Raw genomic sequence first — 18,383 nt, 5'->3', positions numbered from 1 at the left:
CCATGTCCGGCACCGGCACCCCCGACGGTCATCGCGAGGAGACCGACAGCGGCCCGGCCACGCAACGCAGTGGCAGCGACCCGGCCGCCCCGCGAGGTGACAGCGGCCCGGCCACCCGGCGCGCCGCGCCGGAACGGTCGACGCCGCCCGCCACACAGCGCGCGATCGTCTCGACCAGCACGCCGTCGCAACGTTCGACAGGCCGACGCTCACGTCCGCGCGGTGCGCTGCGACGCCGCATCGCGGGGCTGGTGGACGTGCCCGTTCCCGCACCCGTCGACCCGACCAGTGTCGTGCTCCGCGATCCGCACGTCGCGGAAGGCAAACGCTTCTGCTGGAAGTGCGGCGAACCCGTGGGGCGCAGCACCGCGAGCGGGCCGTCACCGACGTCGGGTGCCTGTCCGCACTGCGGCACGGGGTACGAGTTCACACCGATCCTGCAGCGCGGCGATCTCGTCGCCGGGCAGTACGAGGTGCAGGGCTGTCTCGCGCACGGCGGGCTCGGCTGGATCTATCTGGCCATCGACCGCAACGTCAGCGATCGTTGGGTCGTCCTCAAGGGTCTGCTCCATTCCGGCGACGCGGAGGCGCAGGCAGTCGCGGTCGCCGAACGGCAGTTCCTGGCCGAAGTGAGTTATCCGAGCATCGTCCGGATCTACAACTTCGTCGAGCACCCGCGCCCCGACGGCACGCCGATGGGCTACATCGTCATGGAGTATGTCGGCGGCCACTCGCTCCGCGAGGTGCTCGCCACGTGCGCACCGAAGCGCATGCCCGTCGAGCAGGCCATCGCCTACGTGCTCGAGGTGCTGCCGGCCCTCGAATACCTTCACGAAATCGGGCTGGTCTACAACGATTTCAAACCCGAGAACATCATGCTGACCGACGAGCAGGTCAAGCTCATCGATCTCGGCGCGGTCTCGGGCATCGAGGACTACGGATATCTGTACGGCACACCCGGTTATCAGGCACCGGAAATCGGTCGGACCGGCCCGACCATCGCGAGCGACATCTACACCGTCGGGCGCACCCTCGCGGTGCTCACACTCGACATGCCGTCGGACAAGGGCCGCTATCTCGACGGCCTGCCGACCCCCACGCAGGCACCGCTCCTGACCGAATACGACTCGTTCCATCGCATTCTCCTGCGGGCCACGAATCCTGATTCTTCCCAACGATTCTCGTCCGCCGAGGAAATGTCCGCGCAGCTGACCGGCGTGTTGCGCGAGATCCTGTCCCAGCAGACGGGCGGCGAGCATCCGGGCCTGTCGCAGATGTTCAGCCCCCAGCGAACCACCTTCGGCACCGACGAAGCGATCGCGCAAACCGACGTCCTCGCGGACGGCAAGGAACGCGACGACAAACTGTCTCCGCGCGATGTCGCTGCGGCGCTGCCCGTTCCGCTTGTCGACCCCAACGATCCGAGTGCCGCCCTGCTTGCCGCCGCAGTGCACAGCGAACCCCAGCAGACTCTCGACTCGCTGCGGCACGCCCGCGAGAGCGGCATCGAACGCATGGTGGGCGCCTCGGACGTGTCGCTCTCCCGGGAGATCACGCTCGCCGAGGTTCGAGCGCACCTCGACCTCGGCCAGGGCGAGAAGGCAGCCGAGATCCTCGCTCACCTCCAGAGCGACATCGGTCCGGACTGGAGAATCGACTGGTACTCGGGACTGTCGTCGCTGCTGCAGGAGGAGTACGAGGCTGCGTTCGCGAGATTCGAGAGGGTTCTCCAAGCGCTGCCCGGCGAGACCGCGCCGAAGCTGGCGCTCGGCGCGACCGCGGAGCTGATCCTCCAGCACTGGGAGAGCGACGACCCCACGGCGTGGTGCGAGTTCTGCGAAAGCTGTTACCGCACCGTCTGGCGCACCGACCATACGATCGTCTCGGCCGCGTTCGGGCTCGCTCGACGACTCGCCGAGCGCGGCGAGCACGCTGCCGCGGTCACGATCCTCGATCAGGTTCCGCCGTCGTCCCGCCACCACAGCGCCGCCACCATGACGAGCGCACTGCTCCTCATGCGCAATGGGCAGGTCGACGACGTCACCGAGGCCGACCTGCGTGAAGCGGCCCGACGGGTTTCCCTACTTCCTCCCGACGAGGGCAGGGCACCGCAGATGCGCGCGATGGTGCTCGCCACCGCCCTCGAATGGATACACGCGGGCAACACGTCCCACCGTCAGCACGACCGGATTCTCGACACGCCGTTCACGGAGAAGGGCCTGCGTTGCGGCACCGAGAGCGCCCTGCGCGCCCTTGCCCGCAGCGCCCCTGCGCGCACGCATCGCTACACCCTCGTGGACCTCGCGAACGCGATCCGTCCCCGCAGCATCATGTAGGGCGCTGTTGCCGGAGAGCCTGCTCGCCGACCCGGCCCGGCCACGGCCCGCTACGCGAATTCGGCTGCAGCGCGGGCGATCGCGAGTTCCTCGTTGGTCGGGATCACCAGGACCTCGACCTCCGAGTCATCGGACGAAATGCGGCGCTCGCCCCTGCCCGACGCCTCGTTACGTTCCGGATCGACGACGATCCCGAGGCGACCGAGGCCCGCGAGGGCATCACGACGCACGTCGACGTTGTTCTCCCCCACGCCGCCGGTGAAGACGATGGTGTCGATACCGCCGAGTTCGACGAGATACGCCCCGATGTACTTGCGCAGTCGGTGCACGTACACGTCGTAAGCGAGCTTCGCGTCGTCGTCCCCGCCGGCGATCAACTCCAGCAGTGCGCGGAAATCGTTGACCCCCGACATGCCCTTGAGCCCCGACCGGCGGTTGAGCACCTCGTCGATCGCGTCGACATCCATTCCGGCCGCGCGATTGAGATGCATCAGCACCCCCGGATCGATGTCACCGCAACGGGTTCCCATCACAAGGCCTTCGAGGGGGGTGAGTCCCATCGACGTGTCCACGGGACGCCCACCGGCGATCGCGGATGCCGACGCCCCGTTTCCGAGATGCAGCACCACCTGATTGAGCTCGCGAATGTCCCGGCCGAGGAACTCCGCGGCACGGCCCGAGACGTATTCGTGGGACGTGCCGTGGAAACCGTAACGGCGGATGCGGTGTTCGCGCGCGATGTCCCGGTCGATCGCGTAGGTGGCGGCCGCCGCGGGCAGCGTGTGGAAGAACGCCGTGTCGAACACTCCGACATGCGGCACGTCCGGCAGTTCCTCACGGGCGACTTCCATGCCGACCACATTCGCCGGATTGTGGAGGGGCGCAAGGACGGACAGATCGGAGACGGTCTTGACCACTTCGTCGTCGATGAGGGTGGGCTCGTGGAAGACGTCGCCACCGTGCACCAGTCGATGTCCGACCGCGATGATCCCCACCTCGAGCAGCGGTCGTCCGAGCCCCTCGAGCATTTCGAGTACCTTGCGCAGCCCGGACCGGTGATCGGGGATCGCTCCGACGTGCTCGTCTGTTCCGGTGGTGTGGTGGAACACGATCCGGCCCTCGGTCTCGCCGATCCGCTCGATCAGACCGTGCGCCACCGACTCCCCGGCCTTCGGGTCGAGCAACTGGAACTTGATCGACGACGAACCCGAGTTGAGGACCAGGACGGTGCCGGCAGTAGCCGGATTCGGGACGTTCACAACTCAATCCTCCTGTGCCTGGATCGCGGTGATCGCCACCGTGTTGACAATGTCCTCGACGAGGGCGCCGCGGGACAGATCGTTGACGGGCTTGTTCAACCCCTGCAGGACAGGGCCGACCGCGACCGCACCGGCGCTTCGCTGGACGGCCTTGTAGGTGTTGTTGCCCGTGTTCAGGTCCGGGAAGATGAACACCGTCGCGCGTCCCGCCACCTCCGAATCCGGCATCTTCGTGCTGGCAACAGAGGGTTCGATCGCAGCGTCGTACTGGATCGGTCCTTCTACCGGCAGATCCGGGCGTCGTTCGCGGACAAGGGCCGTGGCGGCCCTGACCTTTTCGACGTCCGCCCCGGACCCGGATTCACCGGTCGAGTACGAGAGCATCGCGATACGCGGTTCGATGCCGAACCGCGCCGCCGTGGCAGCGGAGGAGATCGCGATGTCGGCGAGCTGCTCGGCCGTAGGATCCGGCACCACAGCACAGTCACCGTAGGCGAGGACCCGGTCGGACAGGCACATGAGGAAGATGCTCGACACCGTCGAGACTCCGGGTTGGGTCTTGACGATCTCGAGGGACGGCCGGATGGTGTGCGCGGTGGTGTGCGCGGCGCCCGACACCATGCCGTCGGCGATTCCGAGGTGGACCATCATCGTTGCGAAATATGAGATGTCGCTCATGATTTCGCGTGCCCGATCGAGTGTCATTCCCTTGTGGGCACGCAACTTCGCGTATTCCTCCGCGAAGGTGGCGGTGTACGCCGACTTGCGGGGATCGGAGATCCGCGCGGCCGACAGATCCACACCGAGCTGTGAGGCACGGCGGCGGATTGCCGTCTCGTCGCCGAGGATGGTCAGGTCCGCGATACTCCGCTGCAGCACGCGTCCCGCTGCGCGCAGGATCCGATCGTCGTCTCCCTCCGGCAGCACGATGTGCCGTCGCTCCGCCCGAGCGCGGTCCACCAGCTGGTATTCGAACATCTGCGGTGTCGTCACCAACGGTCGCGGCAGCCGTAACCGTTCGAGCAGCGTCGGTGCGTCGACCCGTTGCTCAATCAGCGCGAGGGCGGTGTCGATCTTGCGGTGCGCCCCGAGGCTCATCCGCCCTCGTGTACGGTCGGCCGCCGACGCGGTGTCGAAGGTACCGAGATCGGTGGTGAGGATAGGCAGGCTCGGTTTGAGCCCCGCGACAAGTTGCGCGACAGCCGGGTGCGGCAGCAGGCCACCGTTCATGATGATGCCGGCGAGCGTCGGAAATCCCTCGGCTGCATTGGCATTGACGAGCGCAAGAAGTACGTCGGTCCGGTCGGCGGGCACGATCACCACCACACCTTCGGTGAGTCGTTCGAGAATGCGCTCGGCGGTCATACCACCGACCATGATGCGCAGCGCTTCGCGTTGCAGCAGATCGGGATCACCGCTGTAGAGCCCACCCTTGATCGCCGTCTGCAGTTCCGCCATCGTCGGCGCCACCAGAGCGGGCACCTCCGGCAGTGCCCACACCGGCTCGTTCCGGTCGGCGAGCGCGGCCGTGACATCGTCGAGCATCTCGGGGTTGCAGCGGTTCACGGCCACCGCGCTGAGGTGGGCGTGCTGACCGGCGAGTTCACTCGCGCACACAGCGGCGAGCTGTGCGATCTCCTCGGGTGTGCGGCGCGACCCCCGGAGCACGAGCAGCACCGGGGAGTCGAGATTCGCGGCGATCCTGGCGTTGTACGACAGTTCGCTGGGGTTCGCGATCTCGGTGTAGTCGCTTCCGACCACGACGACGGCATCGCATCGGTCCGCCACGGCGTGATACTTGGTGACGATGTCACTCAATGCGGCGTCGGGGTCGGTGTGTACGTCGTCGTAGGTGACGCCGATGCAGTCCTCGTAGTCGAGTTCGGCGGTGGTGTGCTCGAGCAGGAGTTCGAGGATGTAGTCGGTGGCGCTGTCGGAGCGGGCGATGGGACGGAACACCCCGACGCGCGCCGTGGACGCGCACAGCATCTGCAGTACGCCCAGCGCGACGGTCGATTTTCCGGTGTCGCCCTCGGGGGCTGCGATGTAGATGCTCGACACGGACCCTGCAGCAACGCTCATGGATGCCACCATAATGCGGGGCGCCCCGGCGCGAGGGGCGCCCCGCCCGATCCACGTCACGCCGGGATGCGGTATGCCGCTCAGGCCAGGGCGCGCAGGCGCGGCGCCAGATCCCGCTCGAACAACTCCAGAAAACGCTTCTGATCATGACCCGGCGCATGGAACACCAGATGAGTCAGCCCCGCCTCCACATACGCCCGCACCTGCTCGACCGCCTCGTCCGGATCCGACGCCACGATCCACCGCTTGGCGACCTGCTCGATCGGCAACGCATCGGCCGCCGCCTCCATCTCCATCGGATCCTCGATACTGTGCTTCTGCTCCGCCGTCAGCGAGAGCGGCGCCCAGAACCGCGTATTCTCCAACGCCCGCTCCGGATCCGTATCGTAAGAAATCTTGATCTCGATCATCTTGTCGATCTGCCCCACATCCCGCCCGGCCTTACCCGCCCCCTCGGCCACAGCCGGCAGCAACTTGCCGGTATAGAGCTCCATCCCCTTACCCGACGTGCAGATGAACCCGTCCCCGGCCCGGCCCGCATACCGCGCCACCACCGGCCCCCCGGCCGCGATGTACACCGGAATCCCGGCCTCGGGCACGTCGTAGATCGACGCCCCCCTCGTGCTGTAGTACTCCCCCTCGAAATCGACCCGATCCCCACCCCACAACTGCCGCATCAACGCCACCGACTCCCGCAACCGCGCGAACCGCTCCTTGAACTCCGGCCACTGCCCCGCATACCCGGTGGCGATCTCGTTGAGCGCCTCCCCGGTGCCCACCCCCAGAAACACCCGCCCCGGATACAGACAACCCATCGTCGCGAACGCCTGCGCGATCACCGCCGGGTTGTACCGGAACGTCGGGGTCAACACCGAGGTCCCCAACTGCAACCGCCGGGTGCGTTCCCCGACCGCGGTCATCCACGCCAGCGAGAACGGCGCATGCCCACCGGTGTGCCGCCACGGCTGGAAATGATCCGACACCGTCGCCGAATCCATCCCGTGCGCCTCGGCCAGCACCCCGAGCTCCACCAGCTCCCGCGGCCCGAACTGCTCCGCCGACGCCTTGTATCCCAACTTCAGCATGTGACCTCCGAACAAACGTCGTTTAGCGAAGCTTCTCGATCAATGCACGAATTCGCGCATATCCTGCTCGAAATCATGCACAGATATGCTCGTATGTGTCAATATATGAGCAATGGTGAATTACCAAGTGCGTTATGGTCGTTCACTGCGCCCACCCGACGCGCAGTCCGAGACGCACAGCCCCGAGGAGAATTCGTGTCCGCGAGTGCACGGCGACGTGAGATCTTCCATCGACTGCATGCCGACGGATACGTCGATGCGAAGACGCTGTCCAGCGATCTCGGCGTCGACACGTCGACCATCCGGCGCGACCTCGACGCCATGGCCCGCGAGGGCAAGATCGAACGCACGCACGGCGGTGCGCGGCCCGTCGACGGAGCCACCTTCGAGGTTCCCTACGCCCTCAAGAAGGAAGTGCGCCGGCACGAGAAGACCGCGATCGCGACAGCGGCGGCCGCGCTGGTGGCAGACGGCGACAGCGTCATCCTCGACAGCGGCTCGACCACCTACGAGGTCGCGGTAGCTCTGCGGCACAGGTCGTCGCTGACGATCCTCACGAACGACCTGCGCATCGCCAAGTTCGTGGCGGCATTTCCCGATGTGCGTCTTCTCGTCTCCGGCGGCGAACTCCTCGGGTCGGTGTACACCCTCATCGGGGAACATGCGGTGCGGTTCATGTCGCACTATTCCGCCGAATGGGCGTTTCTCGGCGCCGACGCCATCGACCCGGTCGCGGGCATCACCAACACCAACACCCTCGAGGTGCCGATCAAGCGTGCCCTGATCGACGCCGCCGCCCGAACCGTCGTCGTCGCGGATCACTCCAAGTTCGGACACCGCACACTCGCCAAGGTCGCGACGATCGAGGAGGTCGACTCGATCGTCACCGATGCGAACCTCGACGAAGACCAACGCGGGTTGTACGGAGACAAACTCGTCGTCGCAGACCCGGACGGTTCATGAGAGACCGGTTCACGACCGGATCCGGCGTCCCGTCGCAGCGGAGAAGAAGTACACCTCATCCGACTTCGGGATCAGATGAATCTCTTCCCCGGACTTCACGGGAGCGCGACGATCCCACCGCACCACCACCCTCCCGGTCGCCGGACGCTCGGCGGGGTCCGCGGGCACCGCGTACACGAAGGACTCCGCTCCCAGTTCTTCCACGAGTTCTGCCCGCACCGTCCACGCCCCGGAGCGCCACGCGCCCACCGGAACCCACGATTCCGGACGGACACCGACGACTACCCTGTTCTCGTCGACCGACCGCGGCACGGGCACACGCAGGGCGCCGAGTCGCACGGATCCCTCCTCCACCGGCACTTCGATCAGATTCATACCCGGTGACCCCACGAATCCCGCGACGAAGGTGTTGACCGGATCGTCGTACAACCGGCGCGGAGACGCCACCTGCTGCAGGCGGCCCCCGTCGAGCACCGCGACCCGATCGCCCATCGTCATCGCCTCGACCTGATCGTGGGTGACGTACACGGTGGTCGTGCCCAGGCGCCGCTGCAGTTCGGCGATTTGAGCTCGGGTGCTCACACGCAGCTTGGCATCGAGATTCGACAGCGGTTCGTCCATGCAGAACACCGCCGGATCCCGCACGATCGCCCGCCCCATCGCGACTCGCTGGCGCTGCCCACCCGACAGCTTTCCGGGCTTACGGTCCAGAAGCGGTTCGAGCTCGAGCATGCGAGCCGCCTCGAGCACCCGTCGCGTACGTTCCGGCTTCTTCATCCCCGCGTTCTGCAGCGCGAACGCCATGTTCTCGGCGACGGTCATGTTCGGATACAGCGCGTAGTTCTGGAAGACCATTGCCACGTCCCGGGCCTTGGGCGGCACGCCGGTCACGTCGCGCCCGCCGATCTCGACGCGGCCGGAATCGACCGCCTCGAGACCGGCGAGCATCCGCAGGCTCGTCGACTTGCCACATCCGGACGGACCGACCAGAACCAGGAACTCGCCGTCGGCGATATCCAGTTCGAGCCGGTCCACGGCCGGCCGGTCCGTCCCCGGGTAACGATGGGTGACGTTCCGGAAGCTGATCTGAGCCACTGTTTGTCCTCCGACTGCGGTCGTTTACAGGTTCGGTGTGATCTGACGGTCGATGACCCGCTGAAGCTGTTGCTGCACATCGGCGAAGGTTGTGGCAACGTCCGCGTTCTGCAGCGCGATCCGTTCGAGACCGGTGCCGATGATCTGGTCGCCACCGGGCACGAACACGCGCGCGTAGTCTTGCGACCTGGTCACTGCGAGCTGATCGACGGCGGTACGTGCGTTCGGGTTCTCGTCGAGATACTTCTTCATGTCGGCAGTCTCGACCGCGGACTTGCGGACCGGCATGTACCCGGTGTTCTGCGAGAAGTACGCGGTGTTGTCGCCGTTGGTGATGAAGTCGACGAACTTCAGGGCGTTGCGCTTGCGCTCATCCGAGATGTTCGCGGGAATCGCCAGACCCGCTCCGCCCGTGGGGCATCCGGGTACACCGTCGGGCGCGGGCAGGAACGCGGTGCCGAACTCGAACGTTGCATTGCTGCTGATGCCGGAGAGGTCGCCGGTGGAGGCGATGGTGGAGCCGATGAGCCCGGCCGCGAAGTCGTTGGCGATATCGCTGGAGACGGCCGCGTACTTCTTGGTGTGGATCATATCCTTGAGGAATTGTCCTGCCGCAATGGTCTTTTCGTCCGAGAACTTCAGTGCCCACTCATTCGAGTAGCCACCACCGAACGTCCAGATCGGGCCCTCGAATGTCCAGCCGAGGTAGTCCTTCGCATTGCCCCACCCGTGTGCGAATTTGCCGTCGCCGACGACCTGCTGGATGCGCGGACCCCACTCGTCGAACTCCTGCCACGATTCGGGCCCGCGGTCGGGCAGACCGGCCTGCTCCCACACCTGCTTGTTGTAGTAGAACAGGGGCGTCGAGCGCGCGTACGGGAGCGCGAAGTGCCGATCCTCGTAGCGGTAGTCGGCGAGCAGCGAATCGACGTAGTCGCCTGTGTCGACACCCACCTCGGTGAAGAGCTGGTCGAGCGGGGTGATGGCACCGGTGATCGCGTAGTTGAACCACCACACGTCGGACAGTACGACGACGTCCGGCAGGTCGCCGCCCGACAGCGCCGCGTTGAACTTCTGCGAGACTTCCTCGTAGTTCTTGCCACCGTCGATGAGATTGACGGTCAGATCCGGATACTGCGCCTGGAACCGGGAAATCAGTTCCTTCTCGAGGTCCATGGATTTGCCGGGGTGATTGGACCAGAAGTTGATGGTGCTCGCGTCGCCGGACGCCGCGGACGTTCCCGAGGCGCCGGTCGAACTGCCGCCGCCGGTGCCGGCGCATGCGGTGAGGGCCGCACCCGCGGCCACGAGTCCCGCCAGCCCCAGGAAGCCGCGCCTGTCGAGGTTGTTGATGTCGATACCCATTCCCGAGCTCCCTTGAGAATTCAGCCTTTGACCGCACCGGAGGTGAGGCCCTTGATCATGTGACGTTGCAGGAGAAGAAAAATTGCGAGGATCGGCAGCATCGTCAGCACGGTGCCTGCCATCACGGGCCCCCAATTGGTGACACCGTCGTTGTTCTGCAGCAGCGTCAGCCCGATCGGCAGCGGCGCCACCGATGCGTCGTCCGCCATCAGGAACGGCCACAGGTATTCGTTCCATTCGTTGACCACCGTGATGAGCGCGAAGGCGACCATCGTCGGCCCCGAGACCGGAAGCACCACCCGCCACAGCAACCGGAACGGTCCGGCGCCGTCCATGCGCGCCGCCTCGATGATCTCCGCAGGAATCGACAGGAAGTGGTTGCGCATCAGGAAGGTACCGAACGCGACGCCTGCCAGCGGCACGATGATTCCTTGAAAAGGATTGCGCCAACCCCACTCCGAAACGAGCGCGTAATTGGAGATGACGGTGATCTGGTTGGGCACCATCAGCGCAGCGATGATTACGAGAAATACCAGGTTCTTGCCCGGGAAACGCAGGAACACCAGCCCGTAGGCGCTGAGCACCCCGAGCACGAATTTCACGCTCGCCAGCACGGTCGTGATGATCACCGAGTTGCGCAGGAACATACCGAAGGCCACCGATTCGACGGCTTCGGAGTAATTCTGCGGATGAAACACGCTCGGCCACCAGGTCACCGGGATCGTGTAGATGTCGGGGCGTTCCTTCAACGACGTCACCACGATCCAGTACAGGGGCAACGCGACGATCAGCAGCACGCACACCATCGCCGCGTAGGCGAGCACCGTCACGGTACGTTCGCGCCGGCGATGGTGCCGGGTTTCGGGCGGCACCGGTTCGGTGTGAACGACCGGCTTGTCCGCGACAGCGGTCATCGTTTGTCGCCCCCGTCCATGATGCGCACCTGATACACGGTCACCGCGAGCAGCACCACGAACATGATGGTGGCGACGGTCGCGCCGTAGCCCGCGCGGAAGTTCCGGAACGATTCGTCGTAGATCTGGTAGACCATCGTGGTCGTGCCGGTGCCGAGGGGACCTCCACGCGTCATCACATTGATCATGTCGAACACCTGGAACGAATTGAGCAGCACCGTGATCGACAGGAAGAATGTCGTGGGCCGCAGTTGCGGCAAGATCACGCGGCGGAATGTCGTTGCGCCGGAGGCGCCGTCGATGGCAGCGGCTTCGCTCAGCTCCGGGCGCAGTGCCTGCAGGGCCGCGAGATAGATGACGAAGGTGTAGCCCAGGTTCTTCCACATGTAGGTGACGGTGACCATCACCAGCGCCCACGTGGGATCCTGGTAGAAGTTCGGGGCGGCGATCCCGATTCGATCCAGAAGGTCCTGCACCAGACCGAAGTTCGGATCGAAGACGAACTGGAATGCGACGCCGACGGCAGCACCCGAGATGACGAACGGCGCGAAGAGGGTGGAACGGACCAGATTGCGGCCCAGGAGCTTTCGGTCCAACAGCAGAGCAAGTCCGAGACCGATCACCATCGATCCGACGACGGCCGCGACGGTGAATACGACCGTGTTGCCGACGATCTGCCAACTGTCGGAGCGATCCCACCACTCGCGGTAGTTGTCGAAGCCCACGAATGTCGACGTGGGATTCGAAATGTTCCACTCGAAGAAGGAGAGCCGTATGTTGTCCACCAACGGGCGGTAGGTGAACAGGATCAGCAGGGCAAGATTCGGTCCCAGCAGTACAGCGAAGAGCGCATAGTCGCCCCACGGGCGGAGCCGCAGGCTCCGGCCGGCTTGCGGCAGTGTTCGTTCCGGACTCGATCGCACTGCGGCAGTGTGGACGTCAGGAACGAACCGCAGGTTACATCGAACCGACGCCGGCGCGTACTTCCTGTATGAAATACGCGCCGGCGTCGGTTGCGGGAGGTGGAAGGACTACAGGTTCCAGTCTCCGAGGCCGTCCCAGCCGTTGAGAGTGCCACCGGCGGTGTTCTGCACGATCACCGGATCGCCCTTCTTCGCGTTCTCGAAGAACCACTTGCCGTCCGCGGTGCTCACGTTGAGGCAGCCGTGGCTGACGTTGGTGTTGCCCTGTGCCCACTCGGACCACGGAGCAGCATGGAGGAAGATGCCGCTGTTGGACATCCGGGTGGCGTACTCGACGTAGGTGCGGTAGCCCTCGGGCGAGTCGACCGGGACACCGTAGGTCGACGAGTCCATGTACATGTCGCGGAGTTGCTCACCGACGATGTAGGTGCCGTTGGGGGTGTCGTAACCCGGCTTGCCGAACGACGTCGGCATGGTCCGCACGACCTCACCGTTGCGGGTCACGGTGATGGTCTTGGTGTTGTTGTCCGCGACCGTGACGAGCGCGTCGCCGACCGTGAAAGACGACTGGGTGCCGCCGGCGTTGACGGTCACGGCCGTATGGGCCGGCCAGAATTCGAACGGCTTCCACCGCACCTGGGTGTTCGAGGCCCAGTAGAAGTGTCCCCCGACCGGGGGCTGCGTGGTGATCCCGATGGCGCGTTCGGCTGCGGCACGGTCGCCGACCGCTTCGTTGAAGCGGATGATGATCGGCTGCGCGACGCCCACCGTCTCGCCGCTGGACGGATTGACCGAAGGTGCGGAGAACGGGGCTGCTGCCGCCGGCGGAGCAGGCAGGACTGGTGCCTGCGACCCCGTGGGCGGCACGAATCCCTGGATGAGTTCTTCGACGCTCGGCGCGTCCGGTCCTCCGGGCCACAGCGGCGCCGCGCTCGCGGGACCGGCCATCGACAGGGCGACCGCGGCCGCGCCTGCCAGTGCGGCGACCACTCGCGCGGATCGTCGTCGGGTCTTCCCCCGGCTCGTCAATGCCTGCGTTTCGAACATTCCACAACCCATCGTTCGACGGTGCACCGCATCTTCGTATGCCCCCATTGCGGTGCTGCGTACATGCTCATTAGACACACGTGAAATGCACGTGAGCAATTCGGGTGAGGCTCACGAGCACAAAGATGCAGATCAGAGGCAGAAGTGTTTCGAAAGTCCTTATGTCTCTTTCCGCGATGCAGCCAGCAACTCGTCGATCGAAACGAATTTCGCCCGAGACCGTCCGGCGGCCGCGCCGCGCGCCTTTTCCTGCTTGTCGATCTGCTGCCAGCCGCGGTAGTCGACGTAGTCCGGCCGGCGCTCGGCGACGAGCGCGGACAGCTTCTCGCGGTCGGCGACCGGCTCGGGGAGCCGTCCGGCGACGAAATCTTCGACGAGTTGCTCGACGGTCTCGCCCGAGCACTGCTTGTTGGTGCCGATCACACCGCTCGGGCCGCGTTTGATCCACCCGGCCGTGTACACACCCGGAATGGGGTCACCTGTCTCGGGGTCGACGACGCGCCCCGCATTGTTGGGGATCACGCCGCGGCGTTCGTCGAACGGAAGGTCGGGGACGGGGGTGCCGCGGTAGCCGATCGAGCGCAGCACGAGGCCGGTTTCGAGGGTTTCGGTCTGCCCGGTGGGCCGCGCTTCGAGCCGACCGTCCACCTCGACGAGTTCGTTGCGTTCGAGCGTGATCGAGTCGACCTTGCCGTCTCCGCCGATCTCGACGGGTGACGCGAGGTACCGCAGCACGATGCGCTTGTTCGCCGGGTTCGGAGTAGCGGCCGCGAAACCTTCGACCTGCCGCACCTTGAGCGTGGTCCACGGCGCGACTTCGGGATCGTCGAGAACGGCCTGGCTGACCGGGTCGAGTTCGACCTCGGCGGGATCGACGATCACGTCGATACCCTCGAGCTGCGACAGGGCGAGCAGTTCGGGGTTGGTGTAGGCGGCCTGCGCGGGTCCGCGTCGTCCCACGACCACGACCTCGCGGATGTTCGAATTGCGCAGGGCTTCGACCGCGTGGTCGGCGATGTCGGTGCGGGCCAGGTCCTCGGGATCCATGACGAGGGCACGCGCGACGTCGAGGGCCACGTTGCCGTTGCCGATGATCACCGCGCGCTCACCGGACAGATCGAACTGCCGGTCGGCGAAGTCGGGATGTCCGTTGTACCAGGCGACGAATTCGGTGGCGGCGTGCGAGCCGGGCAGGTCTTCGCCGGGGACACCGAGGCGCCGATCGCTCGCCGCGCCGACCGCGTAGATCACGGCATGGTGGTGTGCGAGCAGATCCTCGTGCGTGAGGTGGGCGCCGACCTCGACGTTGAACCAGCACTGGGTGTTCTTGTGGCCGATCGCGCTGCGGAACAGTTCTCCGACGGTCTTGGTGCTCTGGTGGTCGGGCGCTACTCCCGCGCGCACCAGCCCGAACGGGGTGGGCAGCCGATCGAAGATGTCGACCTGCACGCAGGAGTGCCCGACGAGGTCGAGGGCCGCGTAGCAGGCGGCCGGTCCGGAACCGACGATCGCGACGCGCAAGGTGCCCAGCTCGGCCGGGATCTTTCTCCGAGAGCGCAGTTCGGGCCAGTCCGGTCCGATGGGGTAGCGCTCGTAATAGGCGGCATTGATCTCGAGGTACGGCTCCTGCGCGACCGTGAGTTCGTTGTCCGCGGCGATCGCGTCGACCGGGCACTCGTCCACGCACGCCCCGCAGTCGATGCACGTCTCGGGATCGATGTAGAGCATCTCGGTGGTCGCGAACGGCGCTTCGTCGGGCGTCGGGTGTATGCAGTTGACCGGGCATACCTCGACGCAGGAGGCGTCGTTGCAACATGCCTGGGTGATTACATAAGCCACTGTGGATCCCTGCCTGAGAGTGCCGGTTGGGGTATGTCGAGCAAGCCCCAGACTATAACACGTTACAGCCTTGGTCGAGAATTACATTCTCACACTCTAACAGCAGATTTACATAAAAGAGAACGGTCTAGTCGGACAATTCGTCGCCCGACTCGATCCGGAACCCGATCTTGAGGGTGACCTGCGTGTGCGCGACCGCACCGTCGTCGATATGGCCTCGCACATTGACCGTTTCGAACCATTCGAGATGCCGCGTGGTCTCCGCGGCGCGCGCTACCGCCTTGGCGATCGCGTCGTCGATGCCCACGGTCGACGAACCGACCACCTCGATCACTCGGTACACATGGCTCATCGCGGTGCTCCTTCGTATCGACGTCGGCAGCCTGACTGCCCTGTGTCGGATACTGCCCGCTTCCGGCCTCCCGGCGTGCCGGAAACGGTGAAATAACCCGCGAAATCATGCTTTTCGAGCGAGCTCCCGCGCCACCGTCCCGAGACGCGCCAGGCGCAGATCGCCGAGCGGCATCGGACCGCTGCCGAGCCGGTTGGTGACGAACCCGACCGACAGACCGGAATCGAGATCGGCGAACGCCCCCGAACCACCTACGCCGTAGTGGCCGAGCGCGCCGCGGGGACGCTCGAGGCTCGCGAAGATCGGCTGGTGGTACCCCAGCCGCCACGCCATGGGCACCCCGAGCACGTGGTCGCGACTGCGCACCCGCACCTCATCCATGGCGGCGATCGTCTCGGGCCTCAGGAACTGCACGCCGTCGATGGTGCCGCCGGCCGCGATCGCGCCGTACATCCGTGCCAGCGAGCGGGCGGTGAACACACCGTTCCAGCCGGGCATCACCGAATCGTGGACGGCCGGATCTCGCACGAGGTCGTCGAATCCGTCCGGCATGGCAGCCTCCGCGAGGCCGCGGGTGGGGGCCACCCGGGACAGCAACGACGCGCTCAGACCCCAGTGGAGACCGGCGGGGTTGAGGCGCGGGAAGAGCGGCGCGATGCGGTGGCGCTCGCGCGGCGGTACCCGGTACCAGAAATCCGGGGTGCCGAGCGGCGTGGCGATCTCCTCGTCGACCACGTCGACGAACGCCTTCCCGGTCACCCGTTGCACGATCTCCGCGACCAGCCAGCCGTAGGTGACCGCGTGATAGCCGGACGACTGGTGTCGCCGCCGATCCGGGCGCGCGGCCGCGAGCGCGGCCACCGTGGTGTCGTAGTCGAGGATCCCGTGGGTGCCCGGTACCAGGCCGCGGATCCGGTGCAGACCGGCGCGATGGGTCATCACATCGGCCACGGTGATGGCTTCTTTTCCGGCCGCCGCGAACTCGGGCCAGTACTGCGCGACGGGCGCGAAGTAGTCGATGAGCCCGCGATCGGCGAGCCGGTGCACGACCGTCGACGCGACACCCTTACCGGTCGAGAACGACAGCGCCATCGTGTCGCCGGCCCAGCGGCGGTTGCGGTCGGCCGATCCGGCCCAGATGTCGAGCACCTTCTCGCCGTGGAGGTACGCCGTGAGCGCGCCGCCGCCCTGATGCGGTTGCCGGTAGAGGGCGAAGAAGCGATCCGCCAATGCCAGAAACCGATGATCCACGTGCATTTCGGTCGCGGGCAGTGGCTCACCCGCGACCGGAACGATCCCCATTGCGACCGTCATCGACGTCTCCCCTCGAACATTTCGGTCAGGCTACGCGCGAAAGAAGGTTGACGGAAGAGTTTGCGTACAGACTGTAGGCTGAGGTTCAGGAAGCCGGCGACACGTAGCGCCACGAACCGAACACGGCGCAACCACGCCCGGTCGTGAAGTTCACCGCCGACGCCATATCGCCCTCGCACAAGATCGGGTCGTCGACGTCACCGACGTAGGCCTGCGACTGCGGTCCTGCCACGACGACCGCCGTAGCGGGGTTGTCGAGCACGCCCAGCGCCAGTGCCTCGGCCCCGAAGCCGACTGCGGCGAGTTGTCCGCCGCGACTCTCGCCGGCGCCCACGCCGCCGTCTGCACCCGCGGCCACCACCGTCGAGCCGTCCTTCGCGTCCGCGAAACCGACACCGCCGCTACCGTGGCTCCACGCCGCGCCGGTGGTGTCCGTGTTCGCCCCGCACCCTTCGGAGCCCTGGATCTGGACGATGGACGCCTCGGCGCCCGGGGGTGCCGAGCACGTGGTCGCCGCGTGCGCGGAGCCCGCGACGCCGAGCGCACTGCCGGCAGCCGCGACGAAGACCACCCCGGCTCCGAGAACTCGGCCCGACACCTTGGTCATCCACGTTGCACACGGCACGGCAACGGCCTCCTGAGTCTTCGACGAGCTGGCCCCGGAGACAGTCTAGGGAGTTTCAAGTAGGTGTGCTTCACAGTGCGGGCAACGAGCGGGACACGATTTTCGCCCGGACCCACGCCCCGCACCTTCAGTCCGGGTTCCTCCGGTCGGTGTCGCGCGAGGGCTGCACCCGCTGCGGTTCGCCGGGCATCTTCGGATGGTTCGGGGGATACGGCAGGTCGCCGAGGCCGGCGGCGGCGTCGCGGTCCGCCATCTCGAGCAGCACGTCGAGCGAGTGCGCGGTGTCGTCGAGGGAGGACATGGGGTCGCCGCGCCGCGCGAGCAGGTCGGGCACGGTCACGATCGTGAAGTCGTCGGGTTCGGCATCGGCCAGCTCGTCCCACGTCAACGGGGTCGACACCGTCGCGATCGGGGTGCGGCGCACCGAATACGCCGAGGCAATCGTCTTGTCCCGCGCGTTCTGGTTGTAGTCGAGGAACAGCCGTTCGCCGCGTTCCTCCTTCCACCAGGCCGTCGTCGCGCGACCGTCGCTGCGGCGTTCGATCTCCCGCATGAGCGCGATCCCGGCACGCCGCACGCCCACGAAATCCCACTCCGGCACGATCCGCAGGTACACGTGCAGGCCTCGTCCCCCGGACGTCTTCGGAAAGCCGACCAATCCCAGTTCGTCGAGCAGCGGCCGTACCACCTCGAGCGCCACTGCCCGAGCATCGTCGAAATCCGTGCCGGGCTGTGGGTCGAGGTCGATGCGCAGTTCGTCCGGCCGGTCGGCGTCCCCACAGCGCACCGCCCACGGATGGAAGGTGACGGTGCCCAGGTTCGCGGCCCACACCACGTCCGCCGCCGAGCGGACCCACAGCGCGTCCGCGGTGCGGCCGGATGGGAAGGTGATCTCGCACGTGGCGACATGCTCGGGCCGTTTCGCCGGTGCCCGCTTCTGATAGATCTCCTCCCCCTCGATTCCGTCCGGGAACCGCTGAAGATGAGTGGGGCGATCACGCAATGCACCCAGCAGTGGGGCACCGAGGGTGGTGGTCACGGTGCGGTAGTACTCGACGAGGTGCCGTTTCGTCCCGCCGGACGCACCGAGGTTCGGGAAGTACACTTTGTCCGGATTCGACAGTCGCACCGGCACGCCGTCGACGTCGAGTTCCTCGGCGGGTGATCGCTTCGCGGTTGCCACG

General features: G+C 66.2%; 15 protein-coding genes. 2 read left to right on the top strand and 13 right to left on the bottom strand.

Translation table 11 applies throughout. The features are described 5' to 3' along the window. Positions 1-2 precede the first annotated feature (2 nt). Positions 3-2,336: a serine/threonine-protein kinase gene (locus Q8814_RS02505; RefSeq protein ID WP_330150416.1), complete on the top strand. Its 2,334-nt coding sequence runs from the start codon at positions 3-5 to the stop codon at positions 2,334-2,336. Positions 2,337-2,386: 50 nt separating this feature from the next. Here Q8814_RS02505 and Q8814_RS02500 read toward each other — a convergent pair whose 3' ends face one another. The 3 genes from Q8814_RS02500 to fgd all read right to left on the bottom strand — a co-directional run bounded on the left by Q8814_RS02500 (position 2,387) and on the right by fgd (position 6,762). Further along, complete coding sequence (locus Q8814_RS02500) at positions 2,387-3,595, bottom strand: acetate kinase (protein ID WP_330150415.1); 1,209 nt, start codon at positions 3,593-3,595, stop codon at positions 2,387-2,389. 3 nt (positions 3,596-3,598) lie between these two features. Continuing rightward, positions 3,599-5,677: a phosphate acetyltransferase gene (gene pta, locus Q8814_RS02495; protein WP_330150414.1), complete on the bottom strand. Its 2,079-nt coding sequence runs from the start codon at positions 5,675-5,677 to the stop codon at positions 3,599-3,601. 80 nt (positions 5,678-5,757) lie between these two features. Further along, a complete protein-coding gene (fgd, locus tag Q8814_RS02490) occupies positions 5,758-6,762 on the bottom strand; it encodes a glucose-6-phosphate dehydrogenase (coenzyme-F420) (RefSeq protein ID WP_330150413.1) in 1,005 nt (334 codons plus the stop codon). A 195-nt stretch (positions 6,763-6,957) separates the two neighbouring features. On the opposite strand from fgd, the gene Q8814_RS02485 reads away from it, so the two are divergent. Then, positions 6,958-7,725, top strand: a complete 768-nt coding sequence (locus Q8814_RS02485; protein ID WP_330150412.1) for a DeoR/GlpR family DNA-binding transcription regulator — start codon at positions 6,958-6,960, stop codon at positions 7,723-7,725. 9 nt (positions 7,726-7,734) lie between these two features. Here Q8814_RS02485 and Q8814_RS02480 read toward each other — a convergent pair whose 3' ends face one another. The 10 genes from Q8814_RS02480 to Q8814_RS02435 form a co-directional block, all read right to left on the bottom strand. Beyond that, the gene (locus Q8814_RS02480; RefSeq protein ID WP_330150411.1) at positions 7,735-8,820 is read right to left on the bottom strand and encodes an ABC transporter ATP-binding protein; all 1,086 of its coding nucleotides are present in this window, start codon (positions 8,818-8,820) and stop codon (positions 7,735-7,737) included. A 24-nt stretch (positions 8,821-8,844) separates the two neighbouring features. Next, positions 8,845-10,173, bottom strand: coding sequence for an ABC transporter substrate-binding protein (locus Q8814_RS02475; protein ID WP_330150449.1), 1,329 nt, complete (start codon positions 10,171-10,173; stop codon positions 8,845-8,847). Between the two features lie 32 nt (positions 10,174-10,205). Then, positions 10,206-11,099 carry a carbohydrate ABC transporter permease gene (locus Q8814_RS02470; RefSeq protein ID WP_330150410.1) on the bottom strand — a complete coding sequence of 298 codons (894 nt, stop codon included), beginning with the start codon at positions 11,097-11,099 and terminating at the stop codon, positions 10,206-10,208. Beyond that, positions 11,096-12,022, bottom strand: a complete 927-nt coding sequence (locus tag Q8814_RS02465) for a carbohydrate ABC transporter permease (protein WP_330150409.1) — start codon at positions 12,020-12,022, stop codon at positions 11,096-11,098. The genes Q8814_RS02470 and Q8814_RS02465 overlap by 4 nt, the downstream gene beginning before the upstream one ends. A gap of 108 nt (positions 12,023-12,130) precedes the next feature. After that, positions 12,131-13,069, bottom strand: a complete 939-nt coding sequence (locus Q8814_RS02460; RefSeq protein ID WP_330150408.1) for a L,D-transpeptidase — start codon at positions 13,067-13,069, stop codon at positions 12,131-12,133. A 159-nt stretch (positions 13,070-13,228) separates the two neighbouring features. Beyond that, the gene (locus tag Q8814_RS02455; RefSeq protein WP_330150407.1) at positions 13,229-14,908 is read right to left on the bottom strand and encodes a 4Fe-4S binding protein; all 1,680 of its coding nucleotides are present in this window, start codon (positions 14,906-14,908) and stop codon (positions 13,229-13,231) included. 127 nt (positions 14,909-15,035) lie between these two features. Continuing rightward, the gene (locus Q8814_RS02450; protein WP_330150406.1) at positions 15,036-15,260 is read right to left on the bottom strand and encodes a dodecin; all 225 of its coding nucleotides are present in this window, start codon (positions 15,258-15,260) and stop codon (positions 15,036-15,038) included. A gap of 105 nt (positions 15,261-15,365) precedes the next feature. After that, positions 15,366-16,574 carry a serine hydrolase domain-containing protein gene (locus Q8814_RS02445; RefSeq protein ID WP_330150405.1) on the bottom strand — a complete coding sequence of 403 codons (1,209 nt, stop codon included), beginning with the start codon at positions 16,572-16,574 and terminating at the stop codon, positions 15,366-15,368. A gap of 85 nt (positions 16,575-16,659) precedes the next feature. Beyond that, positions 16,660-17,199, bottom strand: a complete 540-nt coding sequence (locus Q8814_RS02440; protein ID WP_330150404.1) for a DUF6764 family protein — start codon at positions 17,197-17,199, stop codon at positions 16,660-16,662. 127 nt (positions 17,200-17,326) lie between these two features. Then, complete coding sequence (locus Q8814_RS02435; RefSeq protein WP_330150403.1) at positions 17,327-18,382, bottom strand: DNA polymerase domain-containing protein; 1,056 nt, start codon at positions 18,380-18,382, stop codon at positions 17,327-17,329. Between the last annotated feature and the right edge of the window lies 1 nt (position 18,383).

It is taken from the genome of Rhodococcus chondri, assembly GCF_036327435.1.
GTDB lineage: Bacteria > Actinomycetota > Actinomycetes > Mycobacteriales > Mycobacteriaceae > Rhodococcus > Rhodococcus chondri.
The sequence above is the reverse complement of the archived record's forward strand: the minus strand, read 5'-3'. Positions and strand labels throughout refer to the sequence as shown.

Coding starts and splice junctions, on each gene's coding strand:
- Q8814_RS02445 (WP_330150405.1), bottom strand. CDS start 16,574: ATGACGGTCGCAATGGGGATCGTTCCGGTCGCGGGTGAGCCACTGCCC.
- Q8814_RS02450 (WP_330150406.1), bottom strand. CDS start 15,260: ATGAGCCATGTGTACCGAGTGATCGAGGTGGTCGGTTCGTCGACCGTG.
- pta (WP_330150414.1), bottom strand. CDS start 5,677: ATGAGCGTTGCTGCAGGGTCCGTGTCGAGCATCTACATCGCAGCCCCC.
- fgd (WP_330150413.1), bottom strand. CDS start 6,762: ATGCTGAAGTTGGGATACAAGGCGTCGGCGGAGCAGTTCGGGCCGCGG.
- Q8814_RS02505 (WP_330150416.1), top strand. CDS start 3: ATGTCCGGCACCGGCACCCCCGACGGTCATCGCGAGGAGACCGACAGC.
- Q8814_RS02470 (WP_330150410.1), bottom strand. CDS start 11,099: ATGACCGCTGTCGCGGACAAGCCGGTCGTTCACACCGAACCGGTGCCG.
- Q8814_RS02460 (WP_330150408.1), bottom strand. CDS start 13,069: ATGTTCGAAACGCAGGCATTGACGAGCCGGGGGAAGACCCGACGACGA.